This window comes from Variovorax sp. W2I14 (genome assembly GCF_050435205.1).
In the GTDB taxonomy this organism is placed as follows: domain Bacteria; phylum Pseudomonadota; class Gammaproteobacteria; order Burkholderiales; family Burkholderiaceae_C; genus Variovorax; species Variovorax paradoxus_C.
Window position 1 is genome coordinate 4,540,827 of record NZ_JBNDJX010000001.1, and the last position, 23,260, is coordinate 4,564,086.

The 23,260-nt window shown below is 63.3% G+C and carries 18 protein-coding genes, 1 tRNA gene and 2 pseudogenes; 5 read left to right on the top strand and 16 right to left on the bottom strand.

Annotated features, from left to right (window positions below; translation table 11 throughout):
* Positions 1–85 precede the first annotated feature (85 nt).
* On the bottom strand, positions 86–1,018 hold the full coding sequence (locus QF040_RS21340; protein WP_429612708.1) for a DUF5655 domain-containing protein: 933 nt from the start codon (positions 1,016–1,018) through the stop codon (positions 86–88).
* 152 nt (positions 1,019–1,170) lie between these two features.
* On the opposite strand from QF040_RS21340, the gene QF040_RS21345 reads away from it, so the two are divergent.
* Together QF040_RS21345 and QF040_RS21350 are read left to right on the top strand one after the other, a co-directional pair.
* Entirely contained in the window at positions 1,171–2,037 is an 867-nt protein-coding gene (locus tag QF040_RS21345; RefSeq protein ID WP_429612709.1) for a restriction endonuclease, read from the top strand.
* Positions 2,001–2,690, top strand: coding sequence for a PIN domain-containing protein (locus QF040_RS21350; protein ID WP_429612710.1), 690 nt, complete (start codon positions 2,001–2,003; stop codon positions 2,688–2,690). Before QF040_RS21345 ends, QF040_RS21350 begins: the two co-directional genes overlap by 37 nt.
* Here the strand turns inward: QF040_RS21350 and QF040_RS21355 are convergent.
* The 3 genes from QF040_RS21355 to QF040_RS21365 all read right to left on the bottom strand — a co-directional run bounded on the left by QF040_RS21355 (position 2,671) and on the right by QF040_RS21365 (position 5,271).
* A complete protein-coding gene (locus tag QF040_RS21355) occupies positions 2,671–3,777 on the bottom strand; it encodes a relaxase/mobilization nuclease domain-containing protein (protein ID WP_429612711.1) in 1,107 nt (368 codons plus the stop codon). The two genes, QF040_RS21350 and QF040_RS21355, sit on opposite strands and share 20 nt — an antisense overlap.
* Entirely contained in the window at positions 3,770–4,351 is a 582-nt protein-coding gene (locus QF040_RS21360; protein WP_429612712.1) for a hypothetical protein, read from the bottom strand. Before QF040_RS21360 ends, QF040_RS21355 begins: the two co-directional genes overlap by 8 nt.
* 347 nt (positions 4,352–4,698) lie before the next feature.
* Complete coding sequence (locus tag QF040_RS21365; RefSeq protein WP_429612713.1) at positions 4,699–5,271, bottom strand: helix-turn-helix domain-containing protein; 573 nt, start codon at positions 5,269–5,271, stop codon at positions 4,699–4,701.
* 337 nt (positions 5,272–5,608) lie between these two features.
* Between QF040_RS21365 and QF040_RS21370 the strand changes: the two genes are divergently transcribed.
* On the top strand, positions 5,609–5,908 hold the full coding sequence (locus tag QF040_RS21370; protein WP_429612714.1) for a helix-turn-helix domain-containing protein: 300 nt from the start codon (positions 5,609–5,611) through the stop codon (positions 5,906–5,908).
* 46 nt (positions 5,909–5,954) lie between these two features.
* A complete protein-coding gene (locus QF040_RS21375) occupies positions 5,955–6,128 on the top strand; it encodes an AbrB/MazE/SpoVT family DNA-binding domain-containing protein (RefSeq protein ID WP_429612715.1) in 174 nt (57 codons plus the stop codon).
* 104 nt (positions 6,129–6,232) lie between these two features.
* Here the strand turns inward: QF040_RS21375 and QF040_RS21380 are convergent, their stop codons facing one another.
* Entirely contained in the window at positions 6,233–7,192 is a 960-nt protein-coding gene (locus QF040_RS21380; RefSeq protein ID WP_429612716.1) for a restriction endonuclease, read from the bottom strand.
* Between the two features lie 454 nt (positions 7,193–7,646).
* Between QF040_RS21380 and QF040_RS21385 the strand changes: the two are divergent.
* A pseudogene (locus tag QF040_RS21385) lies at positions 7,647–8,668 on the top strand (tyrosine-type recombinase/integrase).
* 18 nt (positions 8,669–8,686) lie between these two features.
* Here QF040_RS21385 and QF040_RS21390 read toward each other — a convergent pair.
* The 11 genes and pseudogenes from QF040_RS21390 to rpoC all read right to left on the bottom strand — a co-directional run bounded on the left by QF040_RS21390 (position 8,687) and on the right by rpoC (position 23,240).
* Positions 8,687–9,679 carry a hypothetical protein gene (locus QF040_RS21390; protein ID WP_429612717.1) on the bottom strand — a complete coding sequence of 331 codons (993 nt, stop codon included), beginning with the start codon at positions 9,677–9,679 and terminating at the stop codon, positions 8,687–8,689.
* A complete protein-coding gene (locus QF040_RS21395) occupies positions 9,680–10,717 on the bottom strand; it encodes a DNA methyltransferase (RefSeq protein WP_429612718.1) in 1,038 nt (345 codons plus the stop codon). It lies immediately after the preceding gene.
* A 129-nt stretch (positions 10,718–10,846) separates the two neighbouring features.
* A pseudogene (locus tag QF040_RS21400) lies at positions 10,847–11,431 on the bottom strand (DUF1016 N-terminal domain-containing protein); the annotation flags it as partial.
* Positions 11,428–12,846 carry a tyrosine-type recombinase/integrase gene (locus tag QF040_RS21405; protein ID WP_429612719.1) on the bottom strand — a complete coding sequence of 473 codons (1,419 nt, stop codon included), beginning with the start codon at positions 12,844–12,846 and terminating at the stop codon, positions 11,428–11,430. The pseudogene QF040_RS21400 and the gene QF040_RS21405, both read right to left, overlap by 4 nt.
* A 172-nt stretch (positions 12,847–13,018) precedes the next feature.
* Positions 13,019–13,094: transfer RNA gene (locus tag QF040_RS21410), tRNA-Phe, on the bottom strand.
* Between the two features lie 18 nt (positions 13,095–13,112).
* Entirely contained in the window at positions 13,113–13,814 is a 702-nt protein-coding gene (locus tag QF040_RS21415) for a response regulator (RefSeq protein WP_013539115.1), read from the bottom strand.
* Between the two features lie 78 nt (positions 13,815–13,892).
* Positions 13,893–16,223, bottom strand: a complete 2,331-nt coding sequence (locus QF040_RS21420; RefSeq protein WP_429612720.1) for an ATP-binding protein — start codon at positions 16,221–16,223, stop codon at positions 13,893–13,895.
* Positions 16,220–16,861: a DUF4390 domain-containing protein gene (locus QF040_RS21425; protein ID WP_429612721.1), complete on the bottom strand. Its 642-nt coding sequence runs from the start codon at positions 16,859–16,861 to the stop codon at positions 16,220–16,222. The genes QF040_RS21420 and QF040_RS21425 overlap by 4 nt, the downstream gene beginning before the upstream one ends.
* Entirely contained in the window at positions 16,848–18,218 is a 1,371-nt protein-coding gene (rsmB, locus tag QF040_RS21430; protein WP_429612722.1) for a 16S rRNA (cytosine(967)-C(5))-methyltransferase RsmB, read from the bottom strand. Before rsmB ends, QF040_RS21425 begins: the two co-directional genes overlap by 14 nt.
* A 79-nt stretch (positions 18,219–18,297) precedes the next feature.
* Positions 18,298–18,906, bottom strand: coding sequence for a lema family protein (locus QF040_RS21435; protein WP_429612723.1), 609 nt, complete (start codon positions 18,904–18,906; stop codon positions 18,298–18,300).
* A gap of 104 nt (positions 18,907–19,010) precedes the next feature.
* Entirely contained in the window at positions 19,011–23,240 is a 4,230-nt protein-coding gene (rpoC, locus tag QF040_RS21440; protein WP_013539110.1) for a DNA-directed RNA polymerase subunit beta', read from the bottom strand.
* Positions 23,241–23,260 lie beyond the last annotated feature (20 nt).

Consider the following 23,260-nt stretch of genomic DNA (forward strand, 5'->3'; position numbering starts at 1 on the left):
AGTTTCAACGGCCGCTCTTGTTCGAGGCTGTGTTTCGACGCGCCTCTGTTGATTTCCATCTTGAAGTGATCCGCTTGACTTTTGATCAACCGCCAACCTTGTCATATGCAAGTTTGACAAAGGGCTTGGCGAGTTCAAAGTCCGCTTGCGTCTTTATAGACACCTCAAGATCACCAGTTCCAAAGTGCCCAATGTCGGACACGTCTCTGAATATTCCCGGTGGGCCTGCATGCTGTTTAGGATCCAATTTCAGGAAGACGAGAATCTTCTTCTGCTGAACTTCTACGCACGCGATGTTTTGTGAAGAGCGGTATGCGATGTAGAGCTTCTTGGGCGCCTCCTCGATCGTAGGATCGAGTGCCAGCATGAACTCCTGAATCTCGACGGCCAGATCGGCGATTTGCTGTGGTTTGGATTCCAGGTGCTGCTCGAAAGTCCAACCGCCCCGTGCTCTTGTCAGGGCCGCCTTCTTGCCGGCCGCCACCATCACCGGGTCTTTGCCTTCGAGAGTCGCAGTGGTCTCGGACACGGACCGTTGAAAGACCTCTTCCAAATAAATGGCACCGTTTGCGAAACGTCGAAAGGTCCACAGCTCGATGTTTGCACCCATCACTTGAACGGCGTGCAGGTCGTACTTCTTGTAGCTGGGCGCGAGGCAGATCACCCGTATCTCGGACCAATCGACTTCGACACCAGACCCCAGAGCTTTCTGCACGGCAATCTCGAAATCGCCATGATGGTCTCTCAGCCAGGCAAGGTAGTAAAGCGACTGGTTGATCAGCTCCGAGGAGGGAACGTTCTTGTATTCGATGATGACGGGATTGCCGTCCTCCGAAAGAGCCAGCGTGTCGATCCGCCCCGCGTGCACCTGGCCCGTGCGAAATTCGGTTGCAATGAATCGCGAGTTGAAAACCACCTTGAGGTTTCTCTCGATCAGGTGCTGGAGCGTTCGTTCGTCCACAAAGTCGTCTTGCGCGACGGCGGTGAGGTTGTTTTCGGAGAGTTGAAAAAGAGGCATGCGTCTTGACGATGGTTGCTGTGATGCGTCGTAGGAAATGCAAGCGGCAGCGTTCTAGGCTGCAGCCCGTCCGCAGGCCGCCAGCATCACGTAACCGACTGTATCGAGTTTGATCGCTTTTGGGCAGAATCTGCCCGAAGGAGGAGTTCACGATGGCCCGCCGAAAAAGAACCAGCCCCGCGGAAGACTTGATCGACCTGATCGCACTCTTGCCTTGGTATGTCGGGGTCATCCTGGCCGTTGCCGGCTATTTGCTGCTCCACCGTATTGCGGCAGCACCCCTTGCCAGCACCATGGGCCCTGGCGAGGTTGGGAATGCGATGGTTAGAGCCGTCGGCCGTGGCCTCGCGACTGCCGGGCAGTATGTCGTGCCGATCCTCTGCCTCGCCGGCGCAGCGATTTCCGCTTGGCGCCGCCGCGCACGTCGAGTGCTCGTGGACAACGTGACCGACTCGGACGCGTCAGACGTTCTTCAAGGCATGAGTTGGCGGGAGTTCGAAGTGCTCGTCGGCGAAGGCTTCCGCCTGCAGGGCTATCAGGTCGTGGAAAACTTCGAGCCGGGCCCGGACGACGGCATCGATCTCATGCTTCGCAAGGACGGAGAGAAATACCTGGTGCAGTGCAAGCAATGGCGGGCCTTCAAGGTTGGTGTGCCCGTGGTGCGCGAACTCTACGGCGCCATGGCGGCCAAGGGAGCCGCTGGTGGATTCGTTGTCACGTCCGGTCGATTTACGCCGGAAGCCGAAGCGTTCGCCAGCGGGCGAAACCTTCGGTTGCTCGATGGCCAGCAGTTGCACCGACTGTTGAAGCAGGCCCGAGGCAGCTCTTCTGCAAAGCCTGATGATCGCAACCAAGCGAGGGAGGCCCGCAGCGCAGCACTCCAAGCTGCGAAGACAACCGCGCCGAGCTGCCCCAGGTGCGCCCAATCCATGGTGCGACGCACAGCGCGAAAGGGCACCAACGCCGGCCAAGAGTTCTGGGGATGTTCGGACTACCCGCGCTGCCGCGGCACGGCCTGAACATGGAGACCGGCGTTCACTTGCTGATCGATCTGGAAAACGTCCAGCCGTCCCCGCTGGAGGTGGAGGCATGGCTAGGCGAAGCCGGTGAGGCATGGGCGTTCTACGGCCCACACCAGCTCAAGCGGAAGGCAGCTTTCGAGGCCGACAGCCCCCGCTCCACGCTCGTACCGATCGCGCGCCCGGGAGCGAACTCGCTGGACTTTCATCTGGTCTTTTATCTTGGCTACTTGGCGGCCAAACATCCCGAGTGCCGCTTTGTCGTGCTCGCGAAGGACACCGACTACGGCCCGCCGATAGCGCACACGAACCCGTTGGCGTTCTCAGTCGAGCGGCTAAAACCACATACATCCCAGTTTTTACTGCATCACCCCGCCGGGCTCATCGCAGCGGTACGCGGACGAGAAGCACCTAACCAAGCTCACCATCTTGTGCACGTAAATGCTTCGAGAACGTTCAGCGTCCCTCGATACAAGACGTTCTTGACTCGGGAGGAGCTCAGTAGGTCGGGCAACGCATTGCGCGCATGCGTTCCGCATGATTCCCGTTCGATATGCATTGAAGTTGATTGCCCGTTCGCTACGGAATACACACCATTGAATCGCCACCCGCTATGGCTCGACGACTCCACCATCATCGGACACGTGGCCTAGACGAGTTGGCATCCGCGCGCTCCGGCGCTCGACTTCTCTCTGTCTCCCTCCATCGATCCGCCAATCGCTGCGCATCAGTCTGCACGGCCGGCATGCGTGCGACGAAGCGTTCCACCCGGTCGGCCAACTCAGCCTGGCCCTGACTTCGAAGCGCATCCGTAACTGCGTGCCAGCCCGCCACCATCTCCTGCCGCGTGCGCTGCATGGTCTCTTTGCCGGCGTCCAGGGTGCCTCGCTGTGTCTGTAAGGCCTTGAGCACGCTGTCCAGCTTGGCCCGGATGAAGGTCGAGGTCTTCGGCGGCCGATGCTTGGCCCGGTCGCTGGGGGGCAGTTGCCCAAATGCCCGCAGCGCGCGAAGACGATGATGGATTGCACCCCTGTACGGCTTGCGAGTCTGCCCTCGCACTTGGCGCGGTGTGGCATTGGCCGCCACGCCCTGCTCACGCATCAGCGCGGCGAACTGCTCGCGCCACTGGCGCAACGTGTCCTTACGGATGTAGAGACGCTTGCCGGGCTCGAACTCGTGCTCGCACTTGACCACCAGATGCACATGCGGGTGCGGCTGATCAGTGTGCAGCACCATGGCGTAGCGATATTGCAGCGCGAAGTTCTCGCGTGCGAAGACACGCGCCGCAGCCAGTACCTTTTCCGGTGGCGTGCCGGCAGGCATGGACAAGACGATGTTGTGGACCAACTTCGCACGCGTATCTTTTTGCCCCGGCGCGGGTCTCGGCTTGTACTGGCTTCTACAAAGCTCAAGCTGCCAGTCGGCCGTAATCTCCTTGGCTGCACCTCGCCCCTGCTGCGTCAGTTCCTCGTCGGTTTCGATCGGCAGCTTGCCGTGCCGGCCGATGTAGCGCAGATGGGCCTCGACGCCGCCGACGTCCCGTCCGCCGCCCGAGACCTTCACCATCACCTCGGGTGTGCGCCCCACAGTGCGCTGAATTTGCGCAATCTGGTCGGCGCCGAGGCGCAGCGTGGCACCCGGCCCTCGCCGACCGTAGCTCACGATGTCCAGGGTCATGTCGCGCGACCCTCCGGCCGAGCCGTGGCCGCTTCTGTCCACGCGCACGATCTGCTTAGGCATGGCGGTTCCCTTCGCCGGTCTCCCAGCTGATGAGGTTGCGGCGCACGATGGCTGCCGTGGCTTCGCGTGCCGCCTCGACTTCCCGCCGGACCAACGCGATCGCTTCGCTGAGGTCCGATGCCCCCGGCTCGGCCTGAATGTTCGGCATGCCGAACGTTCGAAGCTGCCGTTGCAACGCGGCCAGTCGGGCGACGGTCACTTTGACCTGGTCCAGTTCGTTCGGTGGCAGCACGGCCGCGTCACGCGCATGGTTGTGGATCAGCAGGGCCAGGTAGCTGCCGGCCTTCATTCCGCGGGCACGGGCTCGTGCGGCCGCGAGAGCTCTATCGCCCTTGCGAAGCCGCAGCGTGATGCGATCCGCCTCGCCATTGCCGCTTTCCGTTTCGCGTGAGGAGCGCTGTCCAACCGAGTCCGGCGAGATGTCGCCGTTGGTCTTGAGCACTTCGTCGACCATCTTCGCGAGCAGAGTCGACGCACTGAGATGATGCCGCGCCGCCAGCGCGGCGAAGCGTGCCCTCGTTTCGGGCGGCACCCGTGTACCTATCACGCGGCTGGGTTGAGAGGTCTTGGTCATTGCAACGCCGTTGCAGTAAACAATGTCTGACGCCAGTCTATCCTGCCCTTCTAGCCGTACAAGGGCTTTGCTCTCTCTTCGTTTCCACCTTCCTCCACCGCTAGGGCCGACGGCGCAGGCGCCCACGCAGTCCCGAATGTTCGGCATGCCGAACATTCGGGATCGTTCGGGGCAACAACGTCGTGGGGACCGACGGACGCGCGCCGCACTGCCTCCCGAAGGGCTTCGTGCGCCGCGGTACGGTGCAGTGGTGGATTCGCCTCCCACGTTCGGCATGCCGAACATCGGAAACGCAAAGACGCCTACGCTTCGAAGTTCCCCGAGGGCGTCCCGCCGCCGCGAGCGGCCTACTCGCGCAGTGTGAACACCACCGACAGGTAGGACACCGGCTGGACTTGGATCGCCTCAATGCCGTGGAGCGCCGTCGCATCGAACAGCAACGAGTCCCCTGCTCTCACCTCGACCACCTTGCCGCAGTAGCGGTAGCTGATCTCGCCGGACAGGAAGTACAGGAACTTGAGGCCCGGATGCTGGAAGGTCACATAAGGATCGGCACCGGGCAACAGCGTGACCAAATAGGGCTCAACAAACAGATTGCCTGACAGCAAGTGTCCCAGCAACTCATAGCGGTAATCCGCCACGGCGCCGATGCGATCGACCAAGACACCATGCCCTGCACGCACATGGCAAAAGTCAGTGCGCCGCGCCTGATCACCGAAGAAGCGTGATGTCGGCACATGCAGGCCCTGCGCGAGGCGCTCCAAGGTCTCCACCGAAGGCGAGACCAAACCGCGCTCGATGCGCGAAAGCATTGAGGCAGAAATCCCCGAGGTCTTGGCCAATTCGCCGCCAGACACCTCTGCCGCCATGCGCAGCGCCCTGACCTGCGCACCGATGCGAGCCGCAGACAGGCTGCGCACGACAGGTGCAGATTGCCTCGGGCGGACACGCGTCACCGAGACCGGCAGCCGCAGAGGTCGTGCCGTTGGCAGGGGCGAGGCGGCGTGTCTTCGCGTCATTCGATTCCGCCGATCATGCGGACGCCACCGCCGAGATGACTGAGGTGGCGAATCGGAAGATTGCAGTTCTGATTCCACATAGTTGCTGCACCGTGTTCTTAAAAACATGCACAGCTAGATTATGTGTCTTTTAAGACGTTTCCTCCACAAGCACATTCGGCGAGCCTGCGTCCACATGATTGCAGGCACACGAACCGAGACGCCATCTGGCATTGCGCGGGGCACATTGCCCAACGCAGTGACCCTGGCCCTCGGGCGCAACCTGCGGTATTTCCGCGAGCAGGCAGGGCTCACGCAAGTCGAACTGGCCTTCGATGCGGAGGTGGAGCGCTCGCGTATCTCCAAGATAGAACGAGGACACATCAACCCTTCGCTGTTGACGCTGGCCACGCTGTGCTATTGCCTGAAAATCACGCTCCCCACTTTGTTCGAAGGCATAAAGGAAACGCTGGCGCCTTCGTGGAAGGGCGGCGAGCTGCGACGCTCAAACCAGGCGGTTCTCGGCGCTTTCTCGGAGAAGTCGCGCAGCCACCGATGACGCACAGCAAGCGTGACGCCCACATTTGGTGGAAGGGATCAAGATCATGCAAAGACTGACGCGGCGGGGCAATTCGACGGGCCTGCGGCTGCCCGCATCCGGGATGGAGGCCGCGGGCCTTCAACCGGGCGACGGCGTCTACGTTCGGCTGCTCGACACCGGCGACATTCGCGTGCGGGTGATCGCGGCATCCCTTGGCGAACTCCTCGCCCTTCGATGATGCCCATCTTCTTAATGCGCTCCACGTGACCATCAGGCGGAAGCAGGCAGGATGGGTCAACGACAAACGACCCGTCTGCCGCAGCTACAGCATCGCCTTACGGTTCATCCGAGGATTCGCAGGTACGGATTTTTCTCGACGATGGCGGCCCGGTGCTTGGCCTTAAGAAAGTCGACGAGATCGCCCTGTCGATGCAGCAGCATCACGATCTCCTCTAGCGAGCACAGCGTCATAGTTTTCTGGGCCAGCGCGGTGGTGCACTCTTTGATAACCGGCTCGGTAAAGCCGGATGAAGAAATCAAGATGCCATGGGCATTCGCTCTGAGGAAGAGGCGCCCTAGATGAGGAAAGAAATCCCCCGTCCCGACAGGCCCCTTGAGCCACTTCATTTCTACGAGATGAACGATACCGTCGATCTCGATCACCCCATCAATTTGCTCGACTGTAGTCGACGTGTCTGGATCCTGCCGTCGAAAGTCCTCTCGAACCAAGATCCCGTACGCCCTGAAAAGGTCGTTGAGCACCCCTTCCAGAAGTTTTCCGCGTTCCTGGGGTTTGTCATCCATCCCGAATAGGGCAGCGAGCCGGCGGCCAACATCCTCAACCTTTACTTGCTTTTCGGCAGCAGCAGCCTTCGCGGCGCGCGCTGGCGCCAAAGCCGCCTCGCGATCTTCGTCCCGCTGCTGCTTCATCTTCGTGAACGAGTCTTTCGCGTTCACGGCCTCCCTCACACTCGCAACAAGGCCCTTGGCCTTAAGGCGATCCTCCTCCCAGCAAGTGTCGAAGTTCTCGACCTCGGTGACCCGCTTGATGATTTCGCGTCGCGGACGCAGCCCACTATCGCCCCGCGCGTTCACGTTGGCGAGCACTTTGCGCACAATCTCAAACTTATTGATCGATCCAGGATTGGTGCGAACAATGGCGGCAACCTCTGCGAGATCTTCGGCAGCCACCCCTGCGCCCTGCAGAAACAGAACTACGCCCTTCTTTCCTCGATTGAGGCGGGCGATTGTCTCGACAAGCAATTCAAGGACGTGGGGTGGATAGTGAAATTCTTCAGCCATGTGGAGCGGATTCTGCCCGATGCCTCAGTTAGCGCCACCACGCTCAGTACCCCGAACACCCCTTCACAACGTCGTTCTAGTGCCACAAGTGAATTAGAAAAGTTCGACGGACAGTCTCACGCCTGCCTCATACCAAGTCACGCGCGTGACTGCCTGTGTACTCAGCCCGGAAACCTCGTGAAACTCGCTGGATCGAATCCGGTTTTCACTGATGGGGATATAGATGGGTAAGGCAAAGGACATGGGTGCGCTGGAGGTGTCTCGGATCACCGGGCGCGGGATGGATTTCGTGGGCGCGTTGCTGGCCTCGGCATGAACGTGAACGCCGGCGGCTCGCGCAGCTGGGTCCTGCGGGCCCGGGTCGGGGGCATCCGCCGGGATATGGGGGCCGGGCGGCTACCCCGACGTACTGCTGGCGCAGGCGCGCGAGCTTGCCCGTGAGGCTCGGGCGCAGATGCGACTGGGGCTGGACCCCATCGAGGAGAGCAAGAAGCTGCGCAGCGCGCTCATCGCGTCGCCCGCCGCGGCCATCACCTTCTCCAAGGCTGCGACCCTCTACATCGAGGCGCACGAAGCCTCGTGGAATAACGCGAAGCACCGGCAGCAGTGGGAGAAGACTCTGGAGACCTACGCGAAGCCTGAGATCGGGTCGCTGCTGGTGCGCGACGTAAACTGCCGCAGGTGCTCAAGGTGCTGGAACCAATCTGGCGAGTGAAGACGGAGACGGCCTCCCGGCTGCGCGGGCGGATCGAGTCGGTGCTGGACTGGGCGACGGCAAGGGGCTACCGCACGGGGCCCAACCCGGCCCGCTGGAAGGGGCACCTGGACAAGCTGCTGCCAGCACCTGGGAAGATCGCGAAGACTGATCACCACCGCGCCCTGCCGTACCGGCAGATCGGCGAGTTCATGGCCCGCCTGCGGGAGGCGGAAGGGGTGGGCGCCCGAGCGCTGGAGTTCGCGATCCTGACTGCGGCGCGCTCGGGCGAAGTGCGCGGGGCGACGTGGGGCGAGTTCGACCTGGATGGCGCGCTGTGGGTGGTACCGGCCGAACGGATGAAGGCGAAGAAGGAGCATCGAGTGCCGCTGTCGGAGCGGGCGGTGGAACTGCTGCGAGTCCAACTGAAGATCAGCCATAGCGACTTCGCGTTCCCCGCTCCGAGGGGTGGGATGCTCAGCGACATGACTTTGACGGCCGTGCTGCGCCGGATGGAGGTGGACGCAGTGCCGCACGGGTTCGGCTCGACCATCAGGGACTGGTGCGCGGAGCAGACGGACTACCCGGACGAAGTCGCCGAGATGGCGCTCGCTCACGCAGTGGGGAACAAGGTCGAGGCAGCCTACCGGCCCGGCGACCTGCTCGAGAAGCGAGCGCATCTGATGAGGGACTGGCAAATTTTGTTGAAACGGAAGCATGAGCACAACCTCTCAGCGGCAAAGCGCAATAGAGGCCTCACCACCTCTGTTCCGAACAAATGAAGCTCAGTTCGCCGGAGGCTACTTTGCTACTTTTCCTGAAGCGACGCTCGCCACTGCGGCGGCAGACTGCTTAACGGGTGTGTCTTGCAGCTTGCTAGCAAGCATTTCCAAGACACGCACGATGGTGTCCTTCTGCTCCTGCGACTCCAGCAATTCGATCCGGAATGCTCGTTCCACATCGATCGACACCTGCTCGGTCTCCCGGTTGTTGTCGCTGAATACGGTGAAGAATTTCAGCCACGCCTTAACTGGAATGCCCGAGACGAGATGCTTGACCGTCGCAACGACAAAGGTATCCAGCAGGCCGTAGCGTGCGATGCGACCGAAATTCCCGCTCCCGTCGCCATCAGCCCGGTCGCTCGACTGATCCGCCTTTTGGGCGGGATAGGGCGTCCGGTGCGTTGCCACCGTAATGCCAGCGTTCCCGCCTTTTGCCAAGCGAACGGTTTGCCAGTGATAGTTGCGTAACTGGGCCGCATACTTCGCTTCGCCAACAAACGGGGTCAGCAGCTTCGGGCTACCAGCAACCACGTCGCTCAGAACCCACGGGAACACGACAAGAAGATCCTGCGGCGCGCACGCATCGGCGGTAACCGTGTAGCGAAACGTCGGCTCACCCTCCTTTGCCATTGCGAACCACCCCTTGAGCTCGATGCCCATAAGCGGAGAAGGCAGCCCCTCAGCATCGGTGACTAGGCGGACGTCAGGAAAAGCCTGAGCCTGACGTTCAAACTTGTAGACCGAGTACTTGCCGTCCGGATCCCAAACCTCACGAAGGCGGTTGAGGCTGGTAACTACAGAATCCTCGATGGAAGCGCCGAGCGCAGAGTTCAAGGTGAAGATGTCAGTCGCTCGGAAGTCTCGGATAACGAGCGAGGACGTGAACTCTTCCGGAAGTGCGAACAGCGTCTTCTTGACGGCTTCATAAAGAGCACGATGCTCCCATCCCGCGGGCCCGCCAGTAGGTGCCGGTTTGGCAGGTGCTGACGGGATCTGGGTGGGAGTGGGCATCTACGCAGCTTTCTTCAACTTGGTCTGACCGGAATAGGCAGACTGTAGACGAGAAAGCGCTGCGTCGAAAAATGGGCGATTGACCTCCGCAGCGAACGCGCGACGGCCCAGCCTACTGGCTGCTAAGGTGGCACTGCATAGGCCGCCAAAAGGCTCCCATACGACGTCGCCTTCGTCCGTGCAAGCTTGGACCTGCCGTTCCATGAGCCCGAGCGGCTTTTGGTTGGCGTGAAGATAGCCCTTGTCATCTTTGACTCGTTCTCGACCATGTACCGGCGGCTCCTGCCATACGTTGGTCAGCCCGTGGACATGGTTCCACTTGGCCCTCATGCGCTCCCAGCGCTTACCGTCGAATGAAGACTTGCCATCAAGGGAGAAATAAGGGCGCGATGCCTTGGCACCATGCTTCGCACAGTAAGCAGCCATCTTCTCCATGGCTTCGGCAGGTGGAAAGTACCAAAGATGACATTGGGTCAGATACTTGCGCGTAGCCGCGTTCGCTACGTTGCATGCCTCGTTGGAACGGTTCATGGGCAGACCGCTGCGCTGCCATTCTGCACGGACCCATTCCTTGAGCGTCAGCAGATTTCCATCTGCATCCGGGAGAAGATTCTTGCGCGTGTAGCGGACCGCCACTTCAGTTGCGATAGGCAGCCCTCGAATCGTCTTGCTGTTGACGTTGCCGGCGATATGAGCCAGCCCCTTATCCCAGATGACCGTCTCTTCATACTGCCAGCCATTGAGATCCAACACCGAATGTACCGTCGCCCAACTTAACTCCGAGCCCCAGAACCACAAGGTGCAGTCGGTAGCTGCATGCTTGGTCCAAGCCGCCACGTGCGGCGCATACCAAGCAGGAAGAGCACCGACTATTGAAGGCTCGCCAGGAAATTTTCCTAGGCCGTAGGGCCCATCCGCGATGATGCAGGTCGGTTGAGGCCAATGCTCATAGAGCTTGAGCGAATCTCCTCGATGGATGAAAGCGCTCCCCACTCTCTCCACAATAACTTCCGGGTTCGCGAATGGTTTTGCTGTCATGGTCGCCTCTCAAAGACGAAGCTTACCAGCTAGAAAAGTAGCTTGCTGAAGCCCTGAATCGCTATTCGCCGCCGAGAACTGCCCGAGCCAATCGGCGCCGATCAGCAGTACTCAAGTGCGCGCCCGGCTGATCTGGCGATTAAGCTGGCGCACACTCCAGCCTCCGCGCAGCGCCTCTGCTTCGTAGAACCGGAGGGCACTACTGTCCTTGACTGCGAGCAAGCGGACGTAGGCCGACCAAGGTAGCGTGAAAAGCGGCGCCAACTCCTCAAGCCGCCATGATCGAAAAGGCTCGACAGCGCCGGTGCCCGCTGACAGAGGTGCATCGGATGCTCGCGCCTGCGAAACACCTTCTTGCGTAAGCAGCTGGGGAGATTCGCCAGACACTGTCTGGCGAATTGGCCAAGCAAGGACGAATGAGCGCATCTGCTGCAAGTTCTGGCGGCTGAACCCTCGACCGAATTGCTCCGTCAGGTCCAATGAAAGCCGCTCGATCAGTTGCTCGCCATAGCCCGCTCGCCGCCTGCCTTTCTGTTCGGCCTCGACGATGCGGCGACCGACCTCCCAATAGCTCGCCGTCATCAATGAATTGACGCTCCGAGCAGCTACGTGCCTTGCGGCATCGAGCAACTCGACGATGCCACCTCGGATACCGGCATACCCGCTCGGCAAGGTCGCAGCGCTCGCCTTGGAGGAAGAAATTTCTTTCCTCATGACTTGATGTCCTCCGATCGATATCCGGTGAGGGTGTGCGATTGCAACGTGCCCACACTGCTCCCGGAATCGGGAATCAAGATCGGCAACGTTCCGGCAAAAGAGCTCGCCTGCACCACGCGCATCTCGCTTCGTCTTGCTGTCACGAACTCCGTATCTGAGAGCATTTCCAACGTCTTCCCCGCAGCTAGGTCGTCCAGCAGATCCGCCCACAACTGGATCATCTTGCGCCGCTGATTCAGGAAAGTGGCGCGGTCATAGGCGCTACCCAGTTCCTCATCGGAGCCATGTGCCAGATGCCGCTCGATCACCTCACGATCGCATCCCAGCAGTTCACGAATCAGGGTCCGGGCGGTGGCGCGGAACCCGTGGCCTGTGATCTGTTCCTTCGTGTCATAGCCCAACGTGCGCAACGCACTGTTGATGGTGTTGTCGCTCATGTAGCGCGTCTTCTCGGAACGCTTCGACATGCTGCGGAAAATCGGCCCACTGGGACCGGTCAGCGGATGGATATCACGCAGGATCTCGACCGCCTGCTTCGGCAGCGGCACGAGGTGAGCTGGCGTGCGTACGTCGCGCTTCTTCCACTCCCGCAGCTTCATCTTCTCGGGCGGGCAACGCCACAGCGCCTGGTCGAGAGCCACATCTTCCCAGTGCGCCAGCCGCAACTGACCTGGCCGCTGGAACAACAAGGGCGAGAGCTGCAGCGCCGCGCGGGTGATGACGTTGCCGTTGTAGGCACGTATGTCACGAAGCAACTGGCCGAGCTTCTGCGGGTCCGTGATGGCTGCGTAGTGGCGCGTTCGAGGTGGCGGCAAGCCAGCCGTACGGCTGTTGACGAAGTTCTTTGCCGGCTCAAGCGCGCCCACATCGACGGCGTACTGGAACACGTGCTGCACCGCCTCACGAACGCGCTGCGCCGTCTCCAGGTTGCCGCGCTCCTTGATGCGGTGAAGGCATCGGACGACCTCGGTCGGCAAGATGGCCTCCATGGCCAGCGCACCGATCCACGGGAAGATGTGCAATTCGAGATGGCGCATCACCTTCTCGGCATAGCCGGCGGACCATGTGCGGTCTTTCCACGCCTGCGCGTGCCATGCACGGGCAGTCCGTTCAAAGGTATTGAGGCGGGCGACGCGAACACGCTCTCCCTCCACCCGCCGTGCCTCGCGTGGGTCGACACCCTCGGCGCGCTTCTCGGCCTCGGCACGCGCCTTCCTGCGCGCAGCCGCAAGCGTCACGACCGGGTAGTGCCCGATGCTTAGCTTGGCCTCCTTGCCATGCCGCTTGTAGCGATAAACCCACGCCTTGCCGGTCGGGCGCACGCGAAGGTAGAGACCGTCGCCGTCCGCCAGCAAATATTCCTTGTCCCGCGGCGCTGCCGCCTTGATCTGAAGCTCGTTGAGTTGCCCCATGGTGTACCCAAAATCGACTGCGATTGAAAAGCAGTCTGGGGTACACCGTGGGGTACGCGCAAGAACGGGACTTTGTGAGATTCGGTGATGCCGCTTGAGCCGCCTTTTTGAGGCTAAGTCCTTGATGTACAAGGGCTTTTGAGCTGTCTTGGGATCTACCGAGAAAGAAAAATGGTGGCCTGGGGCGGAATCGAACCACCGACACGCGGATTTTCAATCCGCTGCTCTACCAACTGAGCTACCGGGCCTTTGTGTGCAGCCCTAGATTATACAGCGCTTCTGCGCCCTCTTGAAAGATCAACGCCCAATTGTTTGAGCTTGCGATAAAGATGGGTGCGTTCCAGGCCGGTTTTCTCGGCGACGCGGGTCATCGAACCGTTCTCCATCGCCAAGTGGAATTCGAAGTACGCCTTCTCGAATCCATCGCGCGCATCGCGCAGCGGGCGGTCGAGGTCGAAGCTCTGGGTCGATTGCGGACCTGCATCCGGAACCGGCACCGAAGCCAGCGATGCCATCAGCATGCTGTCGCCCGTCGTCGTGATCGCTGCCGCCTGATGGCCACCGACCGGCGCGGGCACCACGCCTGCCGCGGCGCGCCGTGCGCTCTCGCGCGCGAGCCCCTGCTCCACGGCCTTGAGCAGCTTCTGCAGCGTGATGGGTTTTTCGAGGAAGGCGAAGGCGCCGATGCGCGTCGCGTCGACCGCGGTGTCGATGGTGGCGTGGCCGCTCATCATGATGACGGGCATGCTCAGGAGGCCGGCGGTGGACCATTCCTTGAGCAGCGTGACGCCGTCGGTGTCGGGCATCCAGATGTCGAGCAGGACGAGATCGGGCCGCGCGCGCTGACGTGCGGCGCGTGCCTCGGCTGCGTTCTCCGCGAGCTCCACGTTGTGGCCTTCGTCATTGAGAATTTCGAAGAGCAGGTCCCGGATGCCCAGCTCGTCATCGACCACGAGAATGTTTGCCATGAGTGCTGCTTGTTGTGTGCGCTGGTATGTGTTTGTCCGCTGGCCTGTCCAGCGCCCTCGCGCTGGATTCGTTGGCGCTCAGGCGGTGGAAGACTTCGAGTCTTCGGTGTGAGCGGCCGCTGCCCGCGGCTCGCCTGCCAGCGCGAATGATAGCGAGACTTGCGCCCCTGCCACAGCCCCGTCGACAACGCGGTTGGAAAGCTCGATGCGCGCGCCGTGCTCGTCGGCGATCTTCTTGACCACCGCGAGCCCCAAACCGGTACCTTTTGTTTTCGTCGTGACGTAGGGTTCGAAGGCGCGCTTCAAGATGTTTTCTGCAAAGCCCGGGCCGCTGTCCTGCACCGTGAGGCGCACGCGCTGGCCCGAATCGCCCAGCCGGGTGCGAATGACGACCTCGCCCGCGCGCCCCGTGCTGCTGGCTGCTGCCTCCGCGGCGTCCTGCGCGTTCTGCAGCAGGTTGTGAATGACCTGGCGGATCTGCTGCTCGTCGCCGCGGATCGGCGGGCAGCGCACATCGAGTTCCGAGCGCAGCACGATCGGCAGGTTCTCGGCGTGATAGAGCTGCAGCACGTCGGCCAGCAGCGCATTGAGATCGACCGGCTTCAGGTCGGCCGCGGGCAGTCGCGCGTAATCGCGGAATTCGTTCACCAGCCGCTTCATCGCATCGACCTGGTCGACGATGGTCTTCACCGATTTCACCAAAATCGCCTGCTCGGGCGCCGCGACCTTGCCCGAGAGCTTCATCTCGAGCCGCTCGGCCGAAAGCTGGATCGGCGTGAGTGGGTTCTTGATTTCGTGCGCCAGGCGCCGCGCCACCTCGCCCCAGGCCTGCGCGCGCTGGGCCGAGACGATCTCGGAGATGTCGTCGAACACCAAGAGCCGCGCGGCGCCGGGCAGCTCCGCGCCGCGCGCGACGATGTTGATCGCGCTGTCCTGCTGCGGCAGGTCCATGCCGGTGGCGTGCAGTTCGAAGGCGTGCTGCCAGTGGTCGAGGCCGTGCTGCATGCGCTCGACCAGGAAGTCGTCGAACTGCTGCTGCACCTTGGCGCCGAAGTCGGCCAGGCCGGGCACGTCGACCAGCGCCTGGCCTTCGTAGGCCGCAAGCGGCGCACGCAGCACGCGGGTGGCGCCGGGATTGGTCGAGAGCACGGTGCCCTTGGCATCGAGCACGATCACGCCCGAGGTCAGGTTGTCCAGGATGGTCTGCAGGTTGGCGCGGGCCGCATCGAGCTGGCCCATGGTCTTTTCGACCGCGCCGCGGGCGTCGGCCAGTTGCTGCGTCATGACGGCGAACGAGCGCGTGAGGCCGCCCAGTTCGTCCTTGCCCTGCAGCACGGCGGTGGGCCGCAGGTCGCCGGCCGCCACCTGCCGCACGCCGTCGGCCAGCACGAGCAGCGGACGCGCGAGCTGATTGCCGAACAGCACGGCCAGCAGCACCGCGCCGAACACCGCGAGGAACAGGCTCAGCGTGAGCGTGCCGATGTACATGCGGCGCAGGCCCCCGCGCGCGAGCGCCCGCTCCTGGTATTCACGATTGGCTTCCTGCACGTCGAGCGCGTTCTTGACCACGGCCGGCGGCAGCGGCCGCGTGACCTGCAGGTATCGCGGGGCGGTGTCGAAATCGAAACCGGGCCGCTGCACCATGGCGAGCGCACGCACGCTCGCGACGGGCTGGGTGGCGCCGGGCGCGGCGGCTTCGTCCAGACCCTCGATATGCGCAAGCGGGCGGTCGGGGCGCACCTGGCGAAACTGCTGCGCGGTCGGCCGCTCGGGGTTGAGCTGAAAGCGCGAGGTGCCCGCGCCGGCGATGAGCTGGCCGGTCCCGGTCCACAGCACCACGTCGCTCGCCTCGAGCTGGTCGCGGATGCGCTCCAGCGCGAGGCCGGCGCTCGCATCGGACACCTGCGAGAGTTGGGCGCTGGCGGTGCGCGTCTTGGCCGCGAGGTCGTCGGAGAGCGAATCGAGCGTGGCGCGCCCGAGGTTCAGGCCGGCATCGAGCGCGCCTTCGACCTTGACGTCGAACCAGCTCTCGATCGAGCGCTCGACGAACTGATACGAGACGACGTACACCAGCGCCCCCGGAACCACGCCCACGAGCGCGAAGATCGCCGCCAGCTTGATCAGCAGCCGGCTGCCGAACTTGCCCTGGCGCAAGCGCCGCAACAACCGGAAGGCGACCCAGCCGATCACCAGCACCAGCAGCACCGCCACCACGACGTTGATGCCGAACAGGCGCACGTAGTAGCGCTCGTACAGCTCCCGGTTGTTGGTGGCCTGGGCCAAGAGGAACATCAGCACCAGGCCGATGGCCGTGACCATGGCTGCGCCGACGCTCACAGCCCAGCGCATCGCGCGCGAGCGGCGCGCGGCGGGTGTGGCCGCTGCGCCGCTGCGCGGTTTGCTGCTCACCGCTGCTTCTCCAGCGCGAGACGCGCGGTGCGTTCGGCCGAAATGTTCCAGTCGGCCTGCCCGACCACGCCGATCTGGAACGGCCGCGGCAGCTGCGAGGTGTCGAGGCGAAAACGGAACGTCACCTGGTGCAGCGGGTCGTCGCCGATCTCGGCCGCATCGCCCATCCGCAGCCGGCCGATGCGCTTGATGGCTTCCAGTGCATCTCCCAGGCTGTCGAAATTCTGGTTCAGCGAAATGCCGAAACCGGCGGTACCGGTGATCGGCACCGGCGACACATTGAGCCGCCAGCGGCGGGTGAGCGGCTGGTAGGCCAGCCGCATGTGGCGCGTGACCTGGGCGACCTTGCGGTCGGTCCAGTACCAGCGCTCCTGGTACATCTCGGCCTCGGCCACGAAGTAGATGGCAATGCCCTTGTCGAGCACCTCCTCGACCAGCGAGGGCAGTTCGAACTGCACGGCAGCGCTGAGATAGACGCCGTCGTCGGACTGCTCCAGCCGCATCTGAGTGATCGCCGCGCCCGGCCGGTTCTGCGCGGCCGCCGGGGCCGGCAGGAAGGCCAGCATCAGCGCCCAGACCAGCAGGAACACGGCCAGCAGGACCGCTCGGCGCGGCCGAGCGGACTCAGCGTTTTTCAAGCAGGGCGTAGAAGAAGCCGTCGTGGTCACCTGAGGGATTGTCCGGGACGCCACGGACATTCCCCCCGCTTTGGGGCAGCAAATGGCCCGGGGACGGTTGCAATCGTGCGTCAGTGTTGTGTGCAAGGAACGCATCAATTTGTTGCGAGCCCTCTTCCCGGAAGACGGAACAGGTGCAGTAAAGGAGCCGGCCGCCAGGTCTTACAAGCGGCCAAAGCGCGGCAAGGAGCGCGGCTTGCTGTCCCGCCAACTGGGCGGTGTCGCTCTCGCGGCGCAGCCACCGGACGTCCGGATGACGCCGCACGATCCCCGAGGCGGTGCACGGGGCGTCGAGCAGGATGGCGTCGAAAGGCGTGCCGTCCCACCAGTCGGCAGGACGCGCCGCGTCGGCCACCACCACCTTGGCCTGCAGGCCGAGGCGGGCCAGGGTCTCGTCGATCCGTCGGCTGCGGACGGGGTCGACCTCGAGGGCGATCACTTCAGCGGCGCCCGGGCCGGCCAGTTCGAGCAGGTGCGCGGTCTTGCCGCCCGGGGCGGCGCAGGCGTCGAGCACACGCAGGGGCGCGACGCCGGGCTTCGCCGGCAGCAGTCCCTCGAGCAACAGCGGCGCCGCCATCTGCGCGGCCGCGTCTTGCACCGAGCAGGCACCGTCGGCGAAACCGGGCAGCTGCTGCACCGGCCGCGCGCGTCCCAGCTGAAGACCGCTGGCGCCGACGCGCGTGGCCGCAAGGCCTGCGGCCCCCAGCTCTGATAAATAAGCAGCGGCCGTGGACTTCAGGGCGTTGATGCGCAAAGTCATCGGCGCCTGGGCATTGTCCGCATTCAATATCCGCTGCCAGTCGCGGGGGTGATCGCGCTTGAGCTTCTCGATCCACCAGCGCGGATGGTTCCATTGCGCGACGGGTTCCTGGTCGGTGATGGCGACGAGTTCGTCGCGCTCCCGGAGAAACCGGCGCAGGCATGCGTTGATGAAGCTGGCCTGCGCCCGGGTGGCCGGGTTGCGCTTGGCCGCTTCGACGGCCTGGTCGACCAGCGTGAAGGGCTCGTAGGGCGCGCGTTCGGGGTCCCAGGCGAGGCCCAGCGCGGTGCAGAGCAAGGCGTCGGGCAGCGGCGGCGGCGTGCGCTTGGCCAGGTGGCGGCGCAGTGCCTCGGCGCGGCCGAGCCAGCGCAGCACCTGGAAGCCGAGCGCCTGCACGCCGGGGCGCAGCGCGGGCTCGACGGCCTCGAACGCGACGGAGCCCGAGGTGCCGGCGCGAATCGACGCCAGCGCCCCTGCCGTCAATTGCAGTTGGCGCCAGAGCGGTGGCTGCAGCGAGGGCGCTGCGTTGCCGGGGGAATCGGAAGGTAGTTCGGACAAGTTGGGGCGGATGGTAAGGGGCGGGCCAAAGGCACTACGCCATGCAATGTAAAAAAGGAAACGACGGCCTGTCAGCCTCTCAGCGCAAGGGTGCGGCCGGACGCAGACGCACGGCCCATGCCACCAGCAGCGCCGGAAACTGGACGATCGCCTCGTTGTAGTTCCGCACCGCCAGGTTGAACTGGCTGCGTGCGATTTCCGCGGCGGCCGAGGGTTCGGGCCAGGCGATCGGCTCGGCCGTATTCGGCGCGGCGACAGCGACAGCGCCGGGCTGCGCCGGCACGGGCCGCGACAGCGTCCCGTCGGCATCGAAGACCGTCACCGCATCCGGATGCTGGCGCTGCCAGGCGGAAATCAGCACCTGCAGCGCCGTGCCCAGCGCGGCCATGCCGCCGGCATCGAGCGGATGAAGCCGCGTCGCTCCCAGCAAGGTGGCCAGCTGGGTGGTGGCCGCCTGCAGCGGCGCGATCGACGACAGGAGCTCCTGCGACGGTTCCCCCGTCTGTGGGGCGGCGCTGATGCTGGCCTGGACGAAATCGAGCTGCCTGCCCAACGCCGCGTCGAGCGTCGCATAGGACTGCAGCACCGCCGCGCGCAGGCGCACCAGCCGGTTGTAGGCGCCGACAAACCAGAACAACAGCACCGCGATGACGATCCAGCTGGCCAGCGATTCGGGCAACACGCTCATCGGAAACGACACCTCATCATCAGGAAAGCACAAAGAAAAACGCCCCCCAACCGGAGGCGGTCGGGGGGCGTGGGGTACCGGTCATGGCCGGTGATGCTAGCCGCTTATTCGGTCGCAGCGCCTTCGCTGGCGTCGGCCGTGCTCGTCGCATCGCTCGAGGAACCCGCCAGTTCGGCAGCTTCCGATTCGGCGATGGCGCGGCGCTCGGCGTCGTCCATCGCGTCCTTGGCCCGGCGAGCCTGGTGGTAAGCCATGCCGGTGCCTGCGGGAATCAGGCGGCCGACGATGACGTTTTCCTTCAGGCCGCGCAGCTCGTCGCGCTTGCCCATGATCGCGGCTTCGGTCAGCACGCGCGTCGTTTCCTGGAACGAAGCAGCCGAGATGAACGAGTCGGTCGACAGCGATGCCTTCGTGATACCCAGCAGCAGGTTCGTGAATGTCGCGGGGATCTTGCCTTCGGCGCGCAGGGCGTCGTTGGTGTTGAGCATTTCGCTGCGTTCGACCTGTTCGCCGGAGATGTAGCCGGTCTCGCCGATGTTGTCGACCACGACGCGGCGCAGCATCTGGCGAACGATCACCTCGATGTGCTTGTCGTTGATCTTCACACCCTGCAAGCGGTACACGTCCTGCACTTCGTCCACGATGTAGCGCGCCAGTTCTTCCGAACCCAAGAGGCGCAGGATGTCCTGCGGGTCCGCCGGACCGTCGACCACCGACTCGCCCTTGTTCACCACCTGGCCTTCGTGCACCAGGATGTTCTTTTCCTTCGGCACGAGGTCTTCGTAGACGCCGCCTTCGGGATCGGTGATCTGCAGGCGAATCTTGCCCTTCGTTTCCTTACCGAACGACACGGTACCGGTCATCTCGGCCAGCATGCCCTTGTCCTTCGGCGAGCGCGCTTCGAACAGCTCGGCAACGCGCGGCAGACCGCCGGTGATGTCGCGGGTCTTCTGGCCTTCGACCGGAATACGCGCCAGCACTTCGCCGGGGCCCACGTCCTGGCCGTCGCGGATCTGCACCAGCGAGCCGATCGGGAAGCCGATCGTCACCGAGTGGTCGGTGCCCGGGATCTTCACTTCGGCGCCGGAGGCGTCGATGAGCTTCACCTGCGGGCGCACGACCTTGGCAGCGCCGCGGCGCTTCGGATCGATCACGACCAGGGTCGACAGGCCGGTCACTTCGTCCACCTGCTTGGCAACCGTGAGGCCTTCCTCGACGTTCTCGAACTGCGTCTTTCCGGCGAACTCGGTGATGATCGGGCGCGTCAGCGGATCCCAGTTGGCGAGCACGTGGCCGGCCTTGATCTGCTGGTCGGCCTTGACGGCCAGGGTCGCGCCGTACGGCACCTTGTGGCGCTCGCGCTCACGGCCGTGCTCGTCATGAATGACGATCTCGCCCGAACGCGAAATCACGACCAGCTCGCCCTTGCTGTTGGTCACGTAGCGCATCGTGGCGTTGAAGCCGATCGAACCGTTCGACTTGGCTTCCACGCTCGAAGCGATGGCCGCACGCGATGCCGCACCACCGATGTGGAACGTACGCATCGTCAGCTGCGTGCCGGGTTCGCCGATCGACTGCGCCGCGATCACACCCACGGCTTCGCCGATGTTGATCAGGCCGCCGCGACCCAGGTCGCGGCCATAGCAGGTCGCGCAGATGCCGAAGCGGGTTTCGCAGGTCAGCGCGGTGCGGACCTTGACTTCGTCGACGCCCTGGGCTTCCAGGACTTCGATGTTGTCTTCGTCGAACATCTCGCCGGCCTTCAGCAGCACCGAGCGGTTTTCCGGGTGCAGCACGTCGTCCGCAGCCGAGCGGCCGAGGATTCGGTCGCGCAGCGACTCGATCACTTCACCGCCTTCGACGATCGCGCGCATCAGGTAGCCGCCGTGCGTGCCGCAGTCCTGCTCGGTCACGACCAAGTCTTGCGTCACGTCGACCAGACGACGGGTCAGGTAACCCGAGTTCGCCGTCTTCAGCGCCGTGTCGGCCAGACCCTTACGGGCACCGTGGGTGGAGATGAAGTACTCCAGCACGTTCAGGCCTTCGCGGAAGTTCGCGGTAATGGGCGTCTCGATGATCGAGCCGTCCGGCTTGGCCATCAGGCCACGCATGCCGGCCACCTGGCGAATCTGCGCTGCGGAACCGCGGGCGCCGGAGTCGGCCATCATGTAGATGGAGTTGAACGACTCCTGCTCGACTTCCTTGCCGTGGCGGTCGATGACCTTCTGCTTCGAGAGCTTGGCCATCATGACCTTCGACACTTCGTCGCCGGCCTTGCCCCAGATGTCCACCACCTTGTTGTAGCGCTCGCCGGAGGTCACGAGACCGGAGACATACTGCTGTTCGATCTCCTTCACTTCCTTGGCGGAGCGCTCGATGATGCCGTGCTTCTCGGCGGGCACCAGCATGTCGTCGATCGCGATCGAGATACCGGCCTTGGTCGCCAGGCGGAAGCCGTTTTGCAGCAGCTTGTCGGCGAACACGACGGTCTCTTTCAGGCCGCACTTGCGGAACGAGACGTTGATGAGCTTGGAGATTTCCTTCTTCTTCAGCGCCTTGTTGATGTTCGAGAACGGCAGGCCCTTGGGCAGGATCTCGGACAGCAGGGCACGGCCCACGGTGGTGTCCACGAGCGAGGTCGACGGCGTGAAGACGCCGGTTTCCTTGTCCTTGGTGTACTCCGTGATGCGCACTGCCACCTTGGCGGTGAGTTCGACTTCGTTGGCGTCCAGCGCGCGCTGCACTTCACCGATGTCGGAGAAGATCAGGCCCTCGCCCTTGCCGTTGATGCGGTCGCGGGTCGTGTAGTACAGACCCAGCACCACGTCCTGCGAAGGAACGATCGACGGTTCGCCCGAAGCCGGGAACAGCACGTTGTTGGAGGCCAGCATCAGCGTGCGGGCTTCCATCTGCGCTTCCACCGACAGCGGCACGTGAACGGCCATCTGGTCGCCGTCGAAGTCGGCGTTGAAGGCGGCGCAAACCAGCGGGTGCAGCTGGATCGCCTTGCCTTCGATCAGGATCGGCTCGAACGCCTGGATGCCCAAACGGTGCAGCGTAGGCGCACGGTTCAGCATGACCGGGTGTTCCTTGATCACTTCTTCCAGAATGTCCCAGACCACCGGCGTGCCCGATTCGACTTCCTTCTTGGCAGCCTTGATCGTCGTCGCGATGCCCATGGCTTCCAGGCGCGAGAAGATGAAGGGCTTGAACAGCTCGAGCGCCATCAGCTTGGGCAAGCCGCACTGGTGCAGCTTGAGCGTCGGGCCCACCACGATGACCGAACGGCCCGAGTAGTCCACGCGCTTGCCCAGCAAGTTCTGGCGGAAACGACCGCTCTTGCCCTTGATCATGTCGGCCAGCGACTTGAGTGCGCGCTTGTTCGCGCCCGTCATGGCCTTGCCGCGGCGGCCGTTGTCCAGCAGCGAGTCGACAGCCTCCTGCAGCATCCGCTTTTCGTTGCGCGCGATGATTTCCGGAGCCTTGAGCTCCAAGAGGCGGCGCAGACGCGAATTGCGGTTGATGACGCGGCGATACAGGTCGTTCAGGTCGGAGGTCGCGAAGCGGCCGCCGTCCAGCGGCACCAGCGGACGCAGGTCCGGCGGCAGCACGGGCAGCACTTCGAGCACCATCCACTGGGGCTTGATGCCCGACTTGCGGAAGGCTTCCAGCACCTTCAGGCGCTTGGAGTTCTTCTTGACCTTGACTTCGGAGCCGGTCAGGTCACCGCGGAGGCGCTCGATCTCGCTGTCGAGTTCGATGCCTTCGAGCAGATCCCTGATGCCTTCGGCGCCCATCTTGGCAACGAATTCATCGCCGAATTCCTTGCGCTTGGCGTCGTAATCGTCCTCGGACATGATGCCGAACTTCTTCAGCGGGGTCATGCCGGGATCGGTGATCACATAGGCTTCGAAGTACAGCACGCGTTCGATGTCGCGCAGTGTCATGTCGAGCACGAGGCCCAGACGCGACGGCAGCGACTTCAGGAACCAGATGTGGGCGCAGGGCGCGGCCAGGTCGATGTGACCCATGCGCTCGCGACGCACCTTGGTCTGCGTGACTTCAACGCCGCACTTCTCACAGATCACGCCGCGGTGCTTCAGGCGCTTGTACTTGCCGCACAGGCACTCGTAGTCCTTGATGGGGCCGAAGATCTTGGCGCAGAAGAGACCGTCGCGCTCGGGCTTGAACGTGCGGTAGTTGATCGTCTCTGGCTTCTTCACTTCACCGAAAGACCACGAACGGATCTTCTCGGGCGAAGCCATGCCGATCTTGATGGCATCGAAATGCTCATCGGGCGTGAATTGCTTGAACAGGTCGAGTAGCGATTTCATAAGACTCTTTCCCTTTTCAA

What these genes read in the sequence shown, in the direction of transcription:
- QF040_RS21390 (WP_429612717.1), bottom strand. Translation starts at nt 9,679, where the DNA reads ATGCCCACTCCCACCCAGATCCCGTCAGCACCTGCCAAACCGGCACCT.
- QF040_RS21380 (WP_429612716.1), bottom strand. Translation starts at nt 7,192, where the DNA reads ATGGCTGAAGAATTTCACTATCCACCCCACGTCCTTGAATTGCTTGTC.
- QF040_RS21405 (WP_429612719.1), bottom strand. Translation starts at nt 12,846, where the DNA reads ATGGGGCAACTCAACGAGCTTCAGATCAAGGCGGCAGCGCCGCGGGAC.
- QF040_RS21345 (WP_429612709.1), top strand. Translation starts at nt 1,171, where the DNA reads ATGGCCCGCCGAAAAAGAACCAGCCCCGCGGAAGACTTGATCGACCTG.
- QF040_RS21435 (WP_429612723.1), bottom strand. Translation starts at nt 18,906, where the DNA reads ATGAGCGTGTTGCCCGAATCGCTGGCCAGCTGGATCGTCATCGCGGTG.
- QF040_RS21355 (WP_429612711.1), bottom strand. Translation starts at nt 3,777, where the DNA reads ATGCCTAAGCAGATCGTGCGCGTGGACAGAAGCGGCCACGGCTCGGCC.
- QF040_RS21395 (WP_429612718.1), bottom strand. Translation starts at nt 10,717, where the DNA reads ATGACAGCAAAACCATTCGCGAACCCGGAAGTTATTGTGGAGAGAGTG.
- QF040_RS21360 (WP_429612712.1), bottom strand. Translation starts at nt 4,351, where the DNA reads ATGACCAAGACCTCTCAACCCAGCCGCGTGATAGGTACACGGGTGCCG.
- QF040_RS21340 (WP_429612708.1), bottom strand. Translation starts at nt 1,018, where the DNA reads ATGCCTCTTTTTCAACTCTCCGAAAACAACCTCACCGCCGTCGCGCAA.
- QF040_RS21375 (WP_429612715.1), top strand. Translation starts at nt 5,955, where the DNA reads ATGCAAAGACTGACGCGGCGGGGCAATTCGACGGGCCTGCGGCTGCCC.
- QF040_RS21415 (WP_013539115.1), bottom strand. Translation starts at nt 13,814, where the DNA reads ATGGCAAACATTCTCGTGGTCGATGACGAGCTGGGCATCCGGGACCTG.
- QF040_RS21350 (WP_429612710.1), top strand. Translation starts at nt 2,001, where the DNA reads ATGTTCGGACTACCCGCGCTGCCGCGGCACGGCCTGAACATGGAGACC.
- rpoC (WP_013539110.1), bottom strand. Translation starts at nt 23,240, where the DNA reads ATGAAATCGCTACTCGACCTGTTCAAGCAATTCACGCCCGATGAGCAT.